The 16,673-nt window shown below is 46.6% G+C and carries 15 protein-coding genes and 1 other RNA gene; 12 read left to right on the top strand and 4 right to left on the bottom strand.

Going from position 1 to position 16,673, the window contains the following annotated elements:
- Positions 1-25 precede the first annotated feature (25 nt).
- The 6 genes from L3Q72_RS09460 (at position 26) to L3Q72_RS09435 (ending at position 9,411) form a co-directional block, all read left to right on the top strand.
- Positions 26-1,453, top strand: a complete 1,428-nt coding sequence (locus L3Q72_RS09460; protein ID WP_275129703.1) for a sucrose-6-phosphate hydrolase — start codon at positions 26-28, stop codon at positions 1,451-1,453.
- Positions 1,454-1,514: 61 nt separating this feature from the next.
- Positions 1,515-2,405: an SIS domain-containing protein gene (locus L3Q72_RS09455; protein ID WP_275129702.1), complete on the top strand. Its 891-nt coding sequence runs from the start codon at positions 1,515-1,517 to the stop codon at positions 2,403-2,405.
- Between the two features lie 87 nt (positions 2,406-2,492).
- Entirely contained in the window at positions 2,493-4,031 is a 1,539-nt protein-coding gene (norR, locus tag L3Q72_RS09450) for a nitric oxide reductase transcriptional regulator NorR (protein WP_275129701.1), read from the top strand.
- A 178-nt stretch (positions 4,032-4,209) separates the two neighbouring features.
- Positions 4,210-5,871 carry a hydroxylamine reductase gene (hcp, locus tag L3Q72_RS09445; RefSeq protein ID WP_275129700.1) on the top strand — a complete coding sequence of 554 codons (1,662 nt, stop codon included), beginning with the start codon at positions 4,210-4,212 and terminating at the stop codon, positions 5,869-5,871.
- A gap of 75 nt (positions 5,872-5,946) precedes the next feature.
- The gene (locus L3Q72_RS09440) at positions 5,947-6,978 is read left to right on the top strand and encodes a hybrid-cluster NAD(P)-dependent oxidoreductase (protein WP_275129699.1); all 1,032 of its coding nucleotides are present in this window, start codon (positions 5,947-5,949) and stop codon (positions 6,976-6,978) included.
- Between the two features lie 684 nt (positions 6,979-7,662).
- Positions 7,663-9,411, top strand: coding sequence for a methyl-accepting chemotaxis protein (locus L3Q72_RS09435; protein ID WP_275129698.1), 1,749 nt, complete (start codon positions 7,663-7,665; stop codon positions 9,409-9,411).
- A 14-nt stretch (positions 9,412-9,425) separates the two neighbouring features.
- Here the strand turns inward: L3Q72_RS09435 and L3Q72_RS09430 are convergent, their stop codons facing one another.
- From L3Q72_RS09430 to L3Q72_RS09420, 3 genes are read right to left on the bottom strand one after another with little or no spacing between them, the layout of a single operon-like run.
- The gene (locus L3Q72_RS09430) at positions 9,426-10,715 is read right to left on the bottom strand and encodes a transposase (RefSeq protein WP_275129697.1); all 1,290 of its coding nucleotides are present in this window, start codon (positions 10,713-10,715) and stop codon (positions 9,426-9,428) included.
- 30 nt (positions 10,716-10,745) lie between these two features.
- Complete coding sequence (locus L3Q72_RS09425) at positions 10,746-11,306, bottom strand: IS607 family transposase (protein WP_275129696.1); 561 nt, start codon at positions 11,304-11,306, stop codon at positions 10,746-10,748.
- A 36-nt stretch (positions 11,307-11,342) separates the two neighbouring features.
- Positions 11,343-11,654 carry an MGMT family protein gene (locus L3Q72_RS09420; RefSeq protein ID WP_275129695.1) on the bottom strand — a complete coding sequence of 104 codons (312 nt, stop codon included), beginning with the start codon at positions 11,652-11,654 and terminating at the stop codon, positions 11,343-11,345.
- Between the two features lie 170 nt (positions 11,655-11,824).
- Here L3Q72_RS09420 and L3Q72_RS09415 point away from each other — a divergent pair, with 170 nt between their 5' ends.
- The 4 genes from L3Q72_RS09415 to L3Q72_RS09400 all read left to right on the top strand — a co-directional run bounded on the left by L3Q72_RS09415 (position 11,825) and on the right by L3Q72_RS09400 (position 14,025).
- The gene (locus tag L3Q72_RS09415; protein ID WP_275129694.1) at positions 11,825-12,574 is read left to right on the top strand and encodes a hypothetical protein; all 750 of its coding nucleotides are present in this window, start codon (positions 11,825-11,827) and stop codon (positions 12,572-12,574) included.
- 116 nt (positions 12,575-12,690) lie between these two features.
- Positions 12,691-12,787: signal recognition particle sRNA small type (ffs, locus tag L3Q72_RS09410), an RNA gene on the top strand.
- Positions 12,788-12,869: 82 nt separating this feature from the next.
- The gene (locus L3Q72_RS09405) at positions 12,870-13,331 is read left to right on the top strand and encodes an exoribonuclease R (protein WP_275129693.1); all 462 of its coding nucleotides are present in this window, start codon (positions 12,870-12,872) and stop codon (positions 13,329-13,331) included.
- A gap of 64 nt (positions 13,332-13,395) precedes the next feature.
- Complete coding sequence (locus L3Q72_RS09400; protein ID WP_275129692.1) at positions 13,396-14,025, top strand: HAD family phosphatase; 630 nt, start codon at positions 13,396-13,398, stop codon at positions 14,023-14,025.
- 38 nt (positions 14,026-14,063) lie between these two features.
- Here L3Q72_RS09400 and L3Q72_RS09395 read toward each other — a convergent pair whose 3' ends face one another.
- Positions 14,064-14,483, bottom strand: a complete 420-nt coding sequence (locus L3Q72_RS09395; RefSeq protein ID WP_275129691.1) for an Lrp/AsnC family transcriptional regulator — start codon at positions 14,481-14,483, stop codon at positions 14,064-14,066.
- Between the two features lie 182 nt (positions 14,484-14,665).
- On the opposite strand from L3Q72_RS09395, the gene lysA reads away from it, so the two are divergent.
- Both lysA and L3Q72_RS09385 read left to right on the top strand, forming a co-directional pair.
- A complete protein-coding gene (gene lysA / locus L3Q72_RS09390; protein ID WP_275129690.1) occupies positions 14,666-15,937 on the top strand; it encodes a diaminopimelate decarboxylase in 1,272 nt (423 codons plus the stop codon).
- An 87-nt stretch (positions 15,938-16,024) separates the two neighbouring features.
- Positions 16,025-16,492, top strand: coding sequence for a DUF1016 N-terminal domain-containing protein (locus L3Q72_RS09385; RefSeq protein ID WP_275129689.1), 468 nt, complete (start codon positions 16,025-16,027; stop codon positions 16,490-16,492).
- Positions 16,493-16,673 lie beyond the last annotated feature (181 nt).

Below are 16,673 nucleotides of genomic sequence, written 5' to 3'. Positions count from 1 at the left end.
GCATTAAGGGGCTTTGGAGTATGAAATGAAAAATCCGGCTAAATATAACGACCAGGCCTATATCAATGACGTGCTGGCAATAGCACTGAATCATGCCAGCCAGAGCAAGGATGACCACCATCGTCCGCTGTGGCACTTTTCTCCCCTGTTTGGTTTATTAAACGACCCCAATGGACTGGCCCATTTTAACGGTGAATATCATCTGTTTTATCAATGGAATCCAAAGGCGTGTACTCACGGAGCAAAAGCCTGGGGGCATGCAAGTAGCAAAGATATGATTAACTGGACTCACCAGCCTCTGGCGCTGGCTCCCACCGAAGACTTTGAAACGCATGGCTGCTACTCAGGCTCTGGCCTGGTTGTTGATGGCAAGCTGGAGCTGTTTTATACCGGCAACGTAAAATTCACTGATGGCGGCCGCACCGCTTACCAGTGCCGGGCAACGTTTGAACCCGGTTTTCAGGTAGAAAAACAGGGTATTGTGCTTGAGCTGCCCAAGGGCTACAGCGGCCATGTTCGCGATCCTAAGGTGTGGGTCTATGAAGATAAGTTCTACATGGTTTTAGGTGCGGAAGATCTGGACTACAAAGGCAAGGTGCTGCTGTATCGCTCAGATGATCTGAATAACTGGCAGATGGTCGGAGAGGTATTTGGTGATGGTCAGAATGGCTATCAGTCAGACGACTTTATGCTGGAATGTCCGGATCTGTTCCCTCTTGAAGATAAACATGTGCTTGTCAGTTGCCCTAAAAACTGGATTGAGCGTGATAACAGCAAAATTGAAACCTTTGATGTGACTTATCATGTGGGTGACCTTGACTATCAGAGCGCGGCATTTAGTCACGATTCTGGCGTGCTGATGGACCAGGGCTTTGACTTCTATGCTCCGCAGACATTTGAGGACGAACAGGGCAGAAGAATTCTGTTTGGCTGGATGGGAAAACCTGATGAGTTTGAGTCATACCAGCCAACCATTGATTCTGGCTGGATTCATCAGATGACCTGTCCGAGAGAACTGACTCTTCGTGATGGCGTTGTTTTGCAAAATCCGGTGAAAGAGCTGGAAACGATGCGCAGAGATGAACAGCGCTTTTCCGGTCTGATTGCGCAGTTTGATGGGCTGTCTGCCGAGTTGCTGCTTGAAGAGCTTGAGGGTAAAGAGGTTCGCATTGATATCGCGGATGACCTGAAGCTTGAAGTGGATGCAGCCGGTCTGAAGACCTGGCGTAAGAACCTGAAAACAGGTGCATGGGAGTTTATTGCCTGGCAGGGCACTGTAGCGTCGCTTCGGATATTAAGAGATTTGTCCTGCGTGGAAGTGTTTGTTAATGGTGGTGAAACCGTATCGACATCGCGCTTCTTTGGTCAGGCGACAGGTGATAACAGAAATAGCGGGTTTGTGCTAAGCAGCAGTAATCCTGTGTCAGGTTGCCACTGGCAACTGACGAACTAACCCGGTCAGCAGACCCGTGATAGCTGCATTTTGCAGCCATCATGACGAACAGGAATACTCTATGTATAATGATCCGATTGTTTCCCAAGGAATGTTACTGTCTGTGGATATCAATCAAGTAATACCTAACATACGCATGCGTATGCCTTCACTCACGCGTACTGAGCAGTCAATCGCTGAAAACTTTCTTAAGCCTTACTTTCTTCAGAAGTCCACTTCCATTAAAGAAGTGTCTGAAAGACTGGGCGTTTCCACAGCTCTGATCGTCAAGGTTTCTAAGAAGCTTGGTTTTAGTGGCTTTAAACAGCTAAAGGATGCACTTAATGCTCACAAGGGTTCGGAGTCTTATGCGCCGAGCGAGCAGCTTCAGCCGGATGACAGCTGTGAGCAAATAGTGACAAAAGTGCTGCAAAACTCAATTAACGCGCTGACTGAAATCCTTAATTTTGTTGATGCCAAGATGGTGAGCGCTGCTGCCGATGCGCTGGTAAAAGCCAAGAATATTGAGCTGTTTGCCGTCGGTGGTTCAACAATCATCTGCGAAGATTTCCAGCATAAGCTGCTGCGCTTTGGTATCCGGGCATCTGTGCCGCGCGACCGCCACCTGATGCTGATGTCAGCCAGCGTTCTGACTGAAGAAGATGTGGTTCTGGTGGTGTCGCACTCTGGTCAGACGGTGGATTTAATGGATGCAGTCCGCGTAGCCAAGCAGTCCGGTGCGACGATTATTTCTATCACCAATAACTTCCATGCGGAATTATCCCAGCTATCCGATTACCCTCTTTATGCTCCTGCGTCTCCTGAGCCGCTACTGGGTAAAAATGGCATCGCCCGTCTGGTTAAGCTGGCGATGATCGACAGCCTGTATGTGACAATTGCCAGCAAAATTCCGGAAAGGGTAGAGGACAGCCTGAGTAAAACCACTAAATCGGTGGCGACGTTACACCGGTAAATCCGGCTTTCGTTTTTTGAACTGAATGATGTGTTTTATACAACAACATGCTAGAGTGGCTGCTTTACACCTGTAATAGCAGCCACAATGAAACACTCAATTGAAAAAGTCTTACTTCAGATAGCGCTCGATTTAAGCACGGATCTCTCCAAAGAGAATCACTATCAGAAGCTTATCGATTCGGTAAAACAGGTGCTTCCCTGTGATGCTACCGCTCTTTTTATTCTGGATGATGAAGGCTTTCTGATCCCGGTTGCGGTCAGCGGCCTCTCTTCGACCATTCTTGGTCAGCGGTTTTACCCGCAGAATCATCCCCGTCTTGAAGCCATAATCCGCTCAGCCAAACCTCTTCGTTTTGATGCGGACTCCGAGCTGCCCGATCCCTTTGACGGCTTGCTGGAAGGGGCGCCGGATGAAGAGATTGATGTGCATGACTGTATGGGCTGCAGCTTGTATGTGGAAGACAAGCTGGTGGGCATTCTTACTCTGGATGCGCTACAGGTAGGCGCATTTGACTGCATTGACTCCATTACGATTGAGACCTTCGCCGCACTGGCGGCAGCTACCCTAAGAAACAAAACTCTGTTTAATGCGCTTAAAGAGTCCAACCGTCATCAGGCAACCGTTAACCAGCTATTGATTGAGCAGGCCAGAGATAAAGAAGGCAAGCTGGTGGGAACCAGCCCGCAGATGAAGCATCTGCGAGAGAGCATTGCCACGGTTGCCGGCTCTAACTATGCCGTACTTATCAGCGGGGAAACTGGTTCGGGTAAAGAGCTGGTCGCCCATGAGTTGCACGATCACTCTACCCGCCGGGATCAGCCGATGGTTTATGTTAACTGTGCGGCTCTGCCTGAATCTATCGCTGAGAGTGAGCTGTTTGGGCATGTGAAGGGCGCATTTACCGGAGCCAATAATCACAGGGAAGGGAAGTTTGAACTTGCAGACAAAGGGACCATCTTCCTGGATGAAATTGGTGAGCTTCCCTTAGCCTTGCAGGCCAAACTGCTGCGTGTTATTCAACAGGGCGAAGTGCAGCGGGTGGGGGCTGACAGAAACAGCATTGTTGATGTCCGTATTATTGCAGCAACCAACCGGAATCTTGATCAGGAAGTCAGGGAAGGGAACTTCAGGGCCGACCTGTTCCACCGTCTGAATGTCTTTCCAATCTTTGTGCCTCCGCTAAGAGACAGGGAAGGCGATATTCCTGTGCTGACCGGCTACCTTCTGAACAAAATCCGCAGTCAGTTTAATATTTCTAATCTTCACCTGCATCCTGCCTGCCTGAAGTATCTGGAAAACCAGATTTGGCCGGGTAATGTCAGGGAGCTTGAGCATACACTGATGCGTGTGAGTCTGCGTGCTATTCAGCAGGGCGACCATATCATTAAACGCATTCATTTCGGCTCTGAGGCTGTTGATGCCAGCCGGGAAAACGGGAATGACTTCTTCCATATGGAGCCTAAGCCGATGCGGGAAAGTGTTGAAGAGTTTCAAAGACAGCTTATAGAGCATGCACTAAGCCAGTCCGGTGGTGTCTGGGCCCGTGCCGCAGAGTTTTTGCAGGTTGACAGAGGGAACCTGTACCGGATGGGTAAAAAATTAGGAATAGAAAACCAGAGGTGATGTGTTTTATACATCCGTGCGATGTTTATATCACATCGCTATGAAATGTGATTAATTGGAAAATTCAATAAAAACAACAAGATAGAAACTGGCACGCAATCTGCTATAGGGTCTCCGGATATAAAACGCTGTCGGCAACGAACAGACGGCACGGAAATAATTAACTGGAGTCCCAAATATGTTCTGTATTCAATGTGAACAAACAATTCAAACGCCTGTAGGCAAAGGCTGTTCATTCGCTCAAGGTATGTGTGGTAAAACGGCTGAAGTTTCTGATCTTCAGGACGTACTTGTTTATGCGCTTCAGGGCGTCTCTTTCTGGGCTGACTGCGGCCGTAAAGTGGGTGTTGTGGATGAGGAAATCGATCAGTGGGCTCCTAAAGCCTTTTTCGCAACCCTGACTAACGTTAACTTCGACCCTGAGCGTATTGTAGAATTTGCTATTCAGGCGCAGGCTTACAAGATGAAACTGGCTCAGCTGGTTAAAGCAGCAGCGGTTGTAGCAAACTACGAGCTTCCTGAGCTTTCTCCTGCAGCGCAGCTTGACCTTCCAACTGATGCTGAATCCATTCTGGCACTGGCTCCACAGGCAGCGGTAAACCGTGGTCACGATACTCAGCATGAAGATGTTATCGGTCTTCGTCTGCTGTGTCTGTACGGCCTGAAAGGCGCGGCAGCCTACCTTGAGCACGCTCGTGTGCTTTCTCAGACTGATGCAGAGGTTTACGCTGAGTACCATCAGATTATGGCATGGCTGGGTACAGACCCTGAAGACTTGCAGGAACTGCTACAGTGCTCAATGCAGATTGGTATGATGAACTATAAGATCATGGAAATGCTGGACAGAGGTGAGACAGAAACCTTTGGTCATCAGGAGCCAACTCAGGTGAACGTTAAGCCGGTTAAAGGCAAATGTATTCTTGTTTCCGGTCACGATTTCCACGATCTGGAAAAAATCCTTCAGCAGACCGAAGGCAAGGGCATCAACGTATACACCAATGGTGAAATGCTTCCGGCTCACGCTTACCCTGAGCTTAAGAAATACCCGCACCTGGTTGGTAACTACGGCAGCGCATGGCAGAACCAGCAGAAAGAGTTTGCTAACTTCCCTGGTGCTATTGTGATGACATCTAACTGTCTGCTTAACCCGAATGTGGGTCAGTATGCTGACCGTATCTTCACTTGCAGCATTGTAGGCTGGCCGGGTGTTGCGCATATCGAAGGTGATGATTTCAGCGCGGTAATCGACTGTGCTCTGGCTCAGGAAGGCTTTAAGCACGACGAAATCGAGCATATGATCACTGTTGGATTTGGCCGTAATGCACTGATGGCAGCGGCGCCTGCTGTTGTTGAGCAGGTAAAAGAGGGCAATATCAGCCACTTCTTCCTGGTTGGCGGTTGTGATGGTGACAAAGCAGAGCGTAGCTACTACACAGACTTTACTGCTCAGGCTCCAGAAGACAGCGTCATTCTGACTCTGGCGTGTGGTAAGTACCGCTTTAACAAGAACCAGTTTGGTGACATTAACGGTATCCCTCGTCTGCTTGATGTTGGCCAGTGTAACGACGCTTACTCTGCTATCCAGCTTGCTCTGGCACTTTCAAAAGAGTTTGACTGCAGCATCAACGAACTGCCTCTGACCCTTGTTCTTTCCTGGTTTGAGCAGAAAGCAATTGTTATTCTGCTAACCCTGTTTGCACTTGGCGTAAAAGGCATCTACACAGGCCCTACGGCTCCGGCATTCCTGACAGATAACCTGATTAAGATCATCCAGGACGAGTTCGATATGCGTTCTATCTCAACGGTTGAAGAAGATCTGAAAGCTATTCTGGCTGCTTAACCGCTTCGCTTAATCACCCGGCAGCTTCATCTCTGCCGGGTTTGTGTTTCTCAGGATTTGATAAAGGTAATAATTATGAATGCTTGGTTAGGTTCAGACTCAATAGAGCTTGTGTGTAAAGAGAAGTGGAGTGAAACACCAGATACGGTCAGCTTTTCTCTTGTGTCTGCAGATAAAGAAATGCAATTTGATTTTAAACCGGGTCAGTTTTGCTCGCTTGGCGTTGAACTGGGCGGTAAAACAGAATACAGAGCTTACTCTATCAGCTCGGTTCCCTCTGACAGTCAGCTTAGCTTTACGGTAAAGCGTGTTGAGGGTGGTCTGGTTTCAAATCATATTGTCGACAACCTAAAAGAAGGCGACAAAATTCAGGTGCTAAAGCCGGCCGGTCAGTTTAACAGTGTTGATTGTGAACCTACGGCTAAGGTCACCATGGTGAGTGCCGGCTGTGGTATCAGCCCGGTAATGTCTATGGTCCGCGAGTGGCTGAATAAAGGAATTAAGCTGGATATCGACTTTATTCATCAGGCCCGCAGCAAAGAAAACACCATCTACTTTGCTGAACTTGAACAGCTGGCAGATGAGTATGAAAATTTCCATCTGAAGCTGCTGCTGAAAGACAACAGTGAAACTGTGTACTCGCAGGGGCGTCTGGACAAAGAGTGGCTGGTGAACCTTTCTCCGGATATTCTGGAAAGAAGCGTTTATCTGTGCGGGCCGGTTGGCTTTATGCAGGATGGGGAGCGCTACCTTTCTGAGATCGGCTTTGATATGTCGCGTTTCTATGAAGAGAGCTTCACTCCGCTGGAGCAGTGCGCTTCAGATGAGCAGGAAGCGTCAGGTGCGGTAAAAATCGCGGTACCGGACTTCGGTATGGAGCAGGAAGCGGACGCAGGAAGTATGCTGATTGATGCTCTGGAAAGCGGTGGTCTTCCTATCATTGCAGCATGTCGCAGTGGGATCTGTGGCTCATGCCGGGTTAAAGTGAAAGAAGGTGAAGTAGAGCGAACCAGCACTGAAACCTTAACCGAAGCGGATATCGAGCAGGGCTATGCACTGGCTTGTTCATGTAAGGTGAATTCGGATGTGGAAGTCAGTCTGAACTAACGCACGCGTTAACAGACTCTTTACCTAAAATAGTAATGGCCTGATTTAACCTCTTTGTAGCTCGGACGCATTGAATCTGAGAGCTGAAAAAGAAAGTTAACTCAGGCCGTTTTTGTTTTTCCTAGGGCCAGGAACTGAAATTAACAGACATGGCATAGAAAACCAGGTTGTTATCTGCCTGATGTTTGGTGATGCAGTAAGGTGCTTATGGAGCAGCTTAATGAATGTAATCTATATGTTAAATTTAATCATAAGAAAGACAAATGAGAAAAATCATCATGGTTTGTGATGTCTGTTTGTTGGTATGTAAGGGTTGATTGGGAATTTAGGTGTCGTTTCAAAAGTGTCGTTAACACTGATTTTGAGTTGATTTGTGAAAATTGTGTGAGCCAAATGTAAACTTGTGTAACATCGATCACACCTTGGAATATTAACCATATTTTGACTATGGAAATTTGTTTCTGGCTTAAGTATAAATAGCTCACCGCCTCCGGTGAAGGAGTATTCAGGAGGCGTGGATGGAACAAATCAGAACAACTGGGAAACAAAGTTAGACTGTAAGTGAGCTGTATAGAGAATAACGATTGTAAGATTAAAGCAGAAGTTTGATGCTAAATAAGAATAAGGCTAGCCCAAAGTTCAATTGTTCGTAGTTTAATAGTTCGATGCTAACAAGGATTTGAGATGAGCTTAAAACGACTTTTGCTTACAGGTGCCTTTCTTACTTTTGGATCTCTGCTTATGGTTGGCGTGCTTATATATACAATCACGATCAAGCATGACTCTCTGTATGAGAGCCAGGTGGAGCGATACTCTTCTTATCTGCTGGCGGATGAACTCAGACAGAGTTCAGACGATCTGACCCGACTTGCCCGAACTTACGTGATGACCGGTGATGACAAGTACGAAAAAATGTACTGGGATATCCTGGCGATTCGTAATGGCGATAAGGCCAGACCGGTCAATATGGAAAGAATCTACTGGGATCTGGTTCTGAACTATGGCGATAAGCCACGTCAGGATGGTGCCACCGAATCTTTGCAGTCACTTATGCAAAAAGCCGGCTTTTCCGAGCAAGAGTTTAATAAGCTGACCGAAGCGCAGAATAACTCTGATGGCCTGGTGACCACTGAAACCATTGCGATGAATGCCGTGAAAGGTTTATACGATGACGGAAACGGTAACTATACACGTAAAGCCGAGCCGGACTGGGAGATGGCGCGCCGTATCATGCATAACGACCAGTACCATAAAGACAAAGCAAAAATCATGGCTCCGGTTAACGATTTTCTGAGCCTTCTGGATGAGCGTACTCAGGCAAAAGTATTGGTAAATAAGGAAGAGGTTTCGTTTTATCAGAACTTACTTATCACCTGCATGACTCTGACTTTCTTTGTCTTTGCTGCAGTCGCTTACTTTATCTATCTGGGAATTATGAAGCAGATTGGCGGTGAACCGAAAAAGGTGCTGGCGTCTATGGGGCGTATCGCTGACGGTGATTTGGCTTTCCACAAAGACAACAAGTGCAAACACAGGGACAGTCTTGCCAATGGCCTGTCTTCAATGAGTGCCACGCTACACGACACTATTGTTAGTGTTAAAGACGCGGCGAATGAAGTTGCTCAGGCAGCAGAAGAGCTGTCATCTATCAGCGAACAAACAAACAGTGGTATTGCGCAGCAGTTTAGCGAAGTGGAGCAAGTGGCTACGGCGATGACTCAGATGTCTTCAACTGTCGGTGAAGTTGCCAGAAATGCAGAAAACACTTCTGAGTCGGTTGATAATGCCAATGGTCAGGTAGAGAAAGTTAATGAAGTGGTGACCAACGTCATTAACAATGCCCGCGTACTATCCGAAGAGGTTAACTCTATTTCTGATGTGATTCAGGATCTTCAGGCCGAGTCAAATAACATAGGTTCAGTGCTTGGCGTGATTGGTGATATTGCTGACCAGACTAATCTTCTGGCTTTGAATGCTGCAATAGAAGCGGCCAGAGCAGGCGAGCAGGGACGTGGATTTGCGGTGGTGGCCGATGAAGTCAGAACGCTTGCCAGCAGAACCCAAACTTCAACCGCTGAGATTCAGGAGATAATCACCAGCCTGCAAAGTGGCACTGAGCGCGCAACTGTGGCTATGCAAAAAGGATTAGAGCGTGTTGCTGTTACTGTGTCTGATGTTGAATCTGCCGGTGAGAATATCAGTGAAATTGCATCTTCCGTTGCTGACATTAACAACAAGAGCCAGATGATTGCTACAGCTTCCAGCGAACAGCAATCGGTAGCAGAGGATATCGACCGTAACCTTGCCAGAATCAATCAGGTAGCTGATGAATCTGCGAAAGGTTCTACTCAAATCGCTGATGCAAGTATCAAGCTAAGAGAACTTGCGTTAGGTCTGCAGACTCAGGTTGCCAACTTCAAAACTGCAGGATAAGTAATCTGCGCACTTTACTTAAAGAAAAAAGCTCTTGTTACGCAAGAGCTTTTTTGTTTTCTGTCGTCTCTAAGATTCCGTTCTGAAATACCTACACAAACCTGATCATGGGGTTTGATGCTTTCTGACGCGTTCAACGATACTGGTTGCCCTTGCTGTCTTGCTGCAGGGACAGAGCCGTTATCTCCGGCGTCGTGAATTCCGGCTGAACGAGCCGTATATGATTCTAAATTGATGGCAGCATTGTGGTCCCGGCAGATTTCCAGGCCACACTCGCATCGATAAGCCCGGTCACTTAACGTCAGGTTCGGATTGTGTCTGCCACAGGACGAACATCGCTTACTGGAAGGATACCATCTGTCTGCCACGTTTAACCTGACCATAAAGTTCTGACATTTGTATTCAAGCTGCCTTCTAAACTCATAAAACCCCACGTCTGCAATATGTCTGGCTAACCTGCCATTGCTCAGCATACCTTTAACGTTTAAGTCCTCAATGGTGATGTCACTGAAGTTTTTCACCAGATAGCAAGTGAGTTGATGAAGTGTATTGCTACGGATATCAGCAATGCGTTTATGGAGTCTGGCGATTTTCATTCTGAGTTTTTTATAGCCATTTGAGCCTTTTACTTTTTTGGCCAACCGCCGTTGATAGCGGGCCAGTTTGCGAAGATTCTGTTGCAGTGGTTTGGGTGAAAACCAGTAACGGATTTCTCCGCGACTTAAAGTGGCCAGTGCCTTAATGCCTAAGTCCACTCCGACGTCTGCTTGGTTTTGACAGGGGAGCATTGAGACTTCGACATTAATAGAGAAGGAAACGTACCATTTGTCTGCTCTGCGGGATATCGTCATTGAGTTAATATGTCCGCCGTATTTAATTTGCTCGGCCATACGCACCCAGCCTAAATTGGGCACTTTGACAAACCGGCCCCGCACTTTTACCTGGTCTCCTCCTATATAAAAGGCATCACGGCATCGGCCTTTCTTTTTAAACTTAGGGCGGTTACGGTTTCCTTTGAAATACTCAGACCATGCCCGGCCAAGGTGGATAAAAGGTTGCTGGGAGGCGTACTTAGTAACCTCATAAACCCAGGGGTAGTCGGATTTCTTGATGGCATTGAATTCCTTCTTCAGGCTCATGCCATTCGGTTTATTATCCCGTTTACCTTCCTTAACCTGCTGATATTGCTCATTCCAGTTCGCCAGAGCCCAGTTCCAGACGAAACGAGCTGTGCCCGACGCCTTCGCCATGTAAGTCGCCTGCCGGTTATTGGTGAACAACTGAGTTTTGAAAGAAATCTGCATAGCTGAATTATGCTGGTTGCATACACAGTATCAAATAACTTTGGCCTTTTTGTTCGAGTGAGATCGCTTTCCGTAAAGTCTTGCGGAGAACACCGTCATCAGAGTGATGACATCCCTGCATAATTCTTGCTCAAAAGAAATTTCTTTCTCTTCCTTATGGATAATCACTTTTGTTCCAGACCATTGACACAATTGAAAGACAAGCTCGTGGCCAAAGCGCAGCAAACGATCCTTATGTGATAAATGCAGTTCGGACACCTGCTTTGCCAACAGCATAGCAATGAGCTTTCTCAAGCGTGGCTTCTTACAGTTCAGACCGGAGCCTAAGTCCTCTAAGACAAGATCGCAGAAGGGAGCGAGGAACTCGGCTTGCGTGATCGGGTCGGATTTCTGATCATGGCTGCTGACACGGGTATAACCCACTTTGATTTTATCCTGTTTATACAGATGATAACGTCGGTGGTTGCCTAAAGTCCGGCAATCAGATTTGAGCATGCCAGATTTATCCCATCGACGCATAGTTGGTACGGAAACCCCATAGTGTCGGGCCGCTTCACTGATACTGACTAAACTGAGGTCTATTATTTTCATAGGAATTACCTCCTATGATCAGGTTTAATCAACTATTCAGAAACTAGCAAAAGCCCACTTGTATAATTTAAGGCTGACCTTTCCGTTTGAATTGACACCAACGCCTTCGCTTTCCAGGCGCTCTTTCTGCCTGATAAATGAATCTCCCGTTAGTGAGATTTTTCCCTGACTATTGAGAACGCGATGCCAGGGCAGCATAGTATCTTCAGGCAGCTTGCCCAGCGCTTTGCCCACATGGCGTGCGTACCCCGGATATCCGGCTAAGCGGGCAATTTCACCATAGGAGGTGACCTTTCCGTAAGGGATCTGGTGAATTACGGCATATATTTGTGGCAAAAAATCTTCCATAGCGGCATACAATCATTTATTCGGCGGGCCAATTGGCCAGGGTGTGACCTGAGTTAAGCAGGTTTTAAATAACTAGTGACCTGACTCTATCTTTCATTTATTAGACTATCATATTATAAAGTTAAGGAAATGTTTCTTACAGTGTGGTTGTCTGTTAACGGAGGTGACTCATGTTGAGATCTGTAGTCCAGTTCATCATGACATTAATGCTCGTGGTGGTCTGCGCTCATGCATTAAACATGTCGGAAGGCGACATTCCTATTCTCGCCTTTATGATTCCTGTGGTCTGGATTATTCCGCAGAGCGGGCCTGCGGGAATTCTTCTTTTAGCCTCGATCTGTCTTTACGGCTTCACTTTGCCTTATCAGCCGGTTGCACTCTCAATCAGTACCTGGATTCTGATCCCGGTCCTTATGGTAGCCTTTTGTTCCAAGAGCAACCGATTTGTTCGCATATTATTGGCCTTATGTGTACTGGCAATGGAGTCCGGCATTATGCTTACTCAGGTTAACGGCAAGCTGGAAGGCAGCGCGGGAGCAACCCTTATTCAGCTTATCGCCGTTGCCATGATCTGGTACTCCACCATGAACTGGAAGCTGCCGACCAAGCATCAGCATAGCTGGTGGTCTTTGCTGTTTATCTTCCCTCTGTGGCTGGCCGGGTGGTGGGAAGCGGCATTGCTGGCAATTGGTGTCACCGGAATCATGGCTGCTACGGAATCTCTGAAAGAGATAAAATCTTTTAAATGGCACAGGTTGCTTTACTGGTCACTTCCCACCGTGGGCTTTTCCGCATTTATGATGCTACCCAACGCAGAAGTACCCTCACAAGTGCTGGCAGCCTGGCTGTTCTTATTAGGAACGGCATGGGCTACAGAGTATCTTTTATACTCAGAACCTTTGGATGAGGACAATTATTAAGCATTTAAACGCAAATCAGTGATTTTACGTGCCTGATAGCTTGCATTGAAGCGGGGGATGACAGATAATCCTTCGCACTCTCTGGTTCCAAGCCAGCGAAACAAAATCTATGGAGGCCCTGGTCCTCCCGCAACAATACTCTGTTTAATTGGTCAGGTCCGGAAGGAAGCAGCCAGGGCGGACGACTTGTGTGCCGGGATGTGGCTGGGGCTTCCACCCATTTGTCTCCCCGTAAAAATAAACCAACACCTTAAGCCTTACTGTCTCAAATTTTAACTAGCCAGAGTGATTTCTTATGCTTCGTGATTACACCTTTGAATGCCTCGTAACTATGCCTCGCCATGAGCTGGAAGAGTTTAGCGCCCGAATCATCAGCAAAATGGTGCCGGAAGACGTAATGAGTGAAATTTTTACCTTTGAGCAAGAAGAAGTAGACAGTGAAGAGCGCCTGCTATCAGCACGCTTTGATGCAATGTTGCGTATGACAGCCATTGCACTGAGTGAAGTTCAACAAGCTTTTGATGACTCAGAAAACGCAAAGCAAAATAGTGAGAGAATGACACGGTTAGTGTTATGGCACTTCTACGCAATATCATTTAACCTGGAACAGGCCATTTCCCTTGAAACTCATTGTGAGCATGTTGAGTCACTCCTTCGCAAGGCACCTGTGGATGTGTTCGGCTGGGTTAACACACTTACGGAGCTATTACACAGCTACGCCGACATAAGCGCAAAACAAAACTCAACACTAACATGATAAACCGAAGGTAAAGAGCGAAAAATTCCGCCTGGCCCTAAATATTATGTGAAAGGAGTTGTGTATGGGTTCTGCTAACATCAGGAATGTTGTTTTTGATATTGGTAATGTCGTGGTTCGTTGGGCTCCATTGGAGATTATCAGGCTTACATTTGGCGATAGTGAATCTGTTGAAGATCAAGCAAAGTCAATATTTCAGTCTGAAACCTGGTTAAGTTTGAATAAAGGGCTGATTTCTGAATATGAGGCCAAGGCTCAGTATCAGGAAACCCTTGGCTTAACTGAGTTAGAGTGTGAGCAGTTGTTTTACTATGTGAAGCAAACACAAATTCTGATATACGGCTCTGTTGATTTAATCAAACGTTGTAAATCCGCAGGTTACAGAGTCTATGCGTTAACCGACAATGTTCATGAAATCGTGTCTTATTTAAAACAGACCTACACATTTTGGCCATTGTTCGATGGTGCAACGGTTTCTGCAGAAGTTGGCTTACTGAAGCCTCAGGCTGAAATATACCAATCACTACTTTCTCAATATGATTTAAAGGCTTCAGAAACCGTGTTTATAGATGATATGCCGTACAATGTTAGGGGCGCAGAGTCAGTTGGTATTTCAGCAATTCAGTTTGCAAGTGCGTCCCAGTGTGAACAAGCTTTAACATCATTGGGAGTGCAGCTTAAAAAATCTCTGTAGACGACAAGAGGCTCACTATAAGGCGAGCCTTTTGTTCTTTATACCAACCGCTCCATCGCAGTGGATGTTACTATTTTTCCCAGGTTATCTAAGCCAGACAGTTGCTGACGTACCTGATTGAGCCGCTCCATGGAGCGGGCTTGAACAAACAGCAGAACATCGGTTGAACCACTGAGCGCATGTGCCTGACGTATTTCCGGAATTGTTTGCAGTTGTTGCATAACAGAAGTGGGCTCGAAGGGATGAAAGGTGAGTTCAAAATAGGCACAGATCGACTGCTCCTGAGATTCATGGCCCAGTTCTATCGTATATCTTCGTATTGTTCCTCTCTCTTCGAGTTTACGAATGCGTTCATTTACCGCTGTGCGGGATAAGCCAATAGCGTCTCCAATGGTGGCAACGGACTGGCGAGAGTTTTCGGTCAGTAGGTTAATAATGGCTTGATCAAACTTATCCATGGCGTTTTCGGGCAGTTGTAAAGTGTCATTCTGATGCTCATACAGGCATTTTCACTAAAATTCCGTCTTTATGACGGCAGCTTCAGTGGATCTGTCAGCAGTCAGCTCAAGTCGATTAACGTAAGCTCTTTTTCAGGGACAAACAAGAGGTTTTGTCCGCTTTAAATTGAAGGAGCTATACCGTGACACGACTAATCGAGCCAGTTTATTATCATCAGCGAGAGTTGCAAATGGAATCCTGTCAGATCCGTGCGCTTGCTGAAAAGGTGACAACACCTTTTTACTGCTATTCCACAGCCCGTTTACTGGACAATGTGCGTCGCTGCAAAGATGCTTTTGAGTCGCGGGGCATTCAGATTCACTACGCAATGAAGGCCAATAGCACCCTTCATATTCTGCAGTTGCTCGCTGAGCAGGGGCTGGGTGTCGACCTGGTTTCCGGAGGTGAGATGGAGCGAGCTTTAGCCACTGGTTTTGCCGCTCAGCGTATGATTTTATCGGGTGTGGGGAAAAGTACGGCTGAACTCAATGCAGCCATTGAAATAGGTGTGGGGCAGTTTAATGTGGAATCTGCCGAAGAGCTGGCACTGTTAGCCGAGTTGGCCGAACGGCAAAATGCTCAGGTCACTGTAGCATTGCGGGTGAACCCCGATGTAACGGTTAATACCCATAAAAATATTACTACGGGCCAAAAAGGTAATAAGTTTGGTATTGAGTTGGAGCGAGTGACAGAGCTGAGTCAGCAATACGCTGGTAATCGCCACCTGACTATCAAAGGCCTGGCGATGCACATAGGTTCGCAGCTTTGCGATGCTGAGCCTTATCGTATCGCGATTGGCAAAATGATGTCTTTGGTTGAACAGTTGGCACAAGAAGGCGTTGAAATTACCCGCCTGGATTTGGGTGGAGGTTTTGGCATTGACTACGGCCAAGGTTCTGCTCTGGACTTTGAAACCATCGCTGACGTAATCGCTACAGGAACCCGGCATTTTAAGGGCACAGTAATTGTTGAGCCCGGGCGTTCTTTGGTCGCTGATACCGGAGTTCTGGTATCGCGTATAAATTATGTGAAGAAGGCTGATCCCAAAACGTTTGTTATTCTCGATGCAGGAATGAATGACCTGATGCGTCCTGCGCTGTATCAAGCGGTTCATCCTATCGTGACCGTCGCTGAGCCAGTGGCAGATTCTACACAGGAATATGATATCGTCGGCCCTATTTGCGAAAGTACAGATACCTTTGTGCGTGATTATCCGCTAAGTGATGAATTGCAAGCGGGTGATCTAGTGGTATTCCCATACACGGGCGCTTACTGTTCGGTGATGAATTCAGCCTATAACAGCCGTACTATCATTCCTGAGATAATGGTAAATGGTGCTGAAGCCAAGATTATTCGCCAGCCGATAAGTCAGCAGGCACTGATGGCATTTGAACAAAATGTACAGGTGTTATAGTCATACCAAAAATCAGTCTAATAACCAGAAAATATCTTTTTCTATGTGATTAATAATACACAGCATTTAACCAAATAAAGTGCTGATATGACTGATAAAAAAACGCCTCAATCTAGCTTTGAAAATCAAGTGTCCGGACTTATTTATGCTATCAGGCAGCGTGCCGGGGTGGCAGAAGGTTCCGGACTAGCACAGGTTTACTGGCAAGTCGGAAGCTGTATCCGTAATGAGATAGTGAAGGGCGAACTCGCCGCGTTTGAAGAACAAATAGTTACGGTTCTTTCTGAACGGTTAACCGGCGAGTTTGGCAGTGACTGGAGTCAGGAACATTTACACTCTTGCATCAAATTTGCGCAAGTGTTTCCCCATACCGAGATTGTTAATGCGCTGTGTGATCAACTGAGCTGGGATCATCTGAAAGTTCTGATTTATGTCGATGACCCGGTAAAAAGGCAGTTTTATACCAATATGGCGATTCAGGAGCGCTGGCCAGTTTGTACTCTGGGTAAACGAATAGGTTCTGAACCTGCAGATAGCCCGGAAAAAGCGGAATAACCTTATTTGCGTATATACGTATGTTAATGATTAATAACTAAAAATTGGCCTATGCAATGTGTTGCTCAAAAAATGATAGGGTATGGCATAGTATTCTGATAGCATTGTAGATAATTAATAATAAATTTAGCCCCTCAATTTGTGGGGCTAATATAACAAATGAAAGATGTTTGCTATTTAC

The sequence above is a fragment of the Vibrio sp. JC009 genome, from assembly GCF_029016485.1.
Classification (GTDB): domain Bacteria; phylum Pseudomonadota; class Gammaproteobacteria; order Enterobacterales; family Vibrionaceae; genus Vibrio.
Note: the sequence above shows the minus strand (reverse complement) of the source record. Positions and strands in the feature narration are given on the sequence as shown.

Coding starts and splice junctions, on each gene's coding strand:
- L3Q72_RS09460 (WP_275129703.1), top strand. CDS start 26: ATGAAAAATCCGGCTAAATATAACGACCAGGCCTATATCAATGACGTG.
- L3Q72_RS09455 (WP_275129702.1), top strand. CDS start 1,515: ATGTATAATGATCCGATTGTTTCCCAAGGAATGTTACTGTCTGTGGAT.
- norR (WP_275129701.1), top strand. CDS start 2,493: ATGAAACACTCAATTGAAAAAGTCTTACTTCAGATAGCGCTCGATTTA.
- hcp (WP_275129700.1), top strand. CDS start 4,210: ATGTTCTGTATTCAATGTGAACAAACAATTCAAACGCCTGTAGGCAAA.
- L3Q72_RS09440 (WP_275129699.1), top strand. CDS start 5,947: ATGAATGCTTGGTTAGGTTCAGACTCAATAGAGCTTGTGTGTAAAGAG.
- L3Q72_RS09435 (WP_275129698.1), top strand. CDS start 7,663: ATGAGCTTAAAACGACTTTTGCTTACAGGTGCCTTTCTTACTTTTGGA.
- L3Q72_RS09430 (WP_275129697.1), bottom strand. CDS start 10,715: ATGCAGATTTCTTTCAAAACTCAGTTGTTCACCAATAACCGGCAGGCG.
- L3Q72_RS09425 (WP_275129696.1), bottom strand. CDS start 11,306: ATGAAAATAATAGACCTCAGTTTAGTCAGTATCAGTGAAGCGGCCCGA.
- L3Q72_RS09420 (WP_275129695.1), bottom strand. CDS start 11,654: ATGGAAGATTTTTTGCCACAAATATATGCCGTAATTCACCAGATCCCT.
- L3Q72_RS09415 (WP_275129694.1), top strand. CDS start 11,825: ATGTTGAGATCTGTAGTCCAGTTCATCATGACATTAATGCTCGTGGTG.
- L3Q72_RS09405 (WP_275129693.1), top strand. CDS start 12,870: ATGCTTCGTGATTACACCTTTGAATGCCTCGTAACTATGCCTCGCCAT.
- L3Q72_RS09400 (WP_275129692.1), top strand. CDS start 13,396: ATGGGTTCTGCTAACATCAGGAATGTTGTTTTTGATATTGGTAATGTC.
- L3Q72_RS09395 (WP_275129691.1), bottom strand. CDS start 14,483: ATGGATAAGTTTGATCAAGCCATTATTAACCTACTGACCGAAAACTCT.
- L3Q72_RS09385 (WP_275129689.1), top strand. CDS start 16,025: ATGACTGATAAAAAAACGCCTCAATCTAGCTTTGAAAATCAAGTGTCC.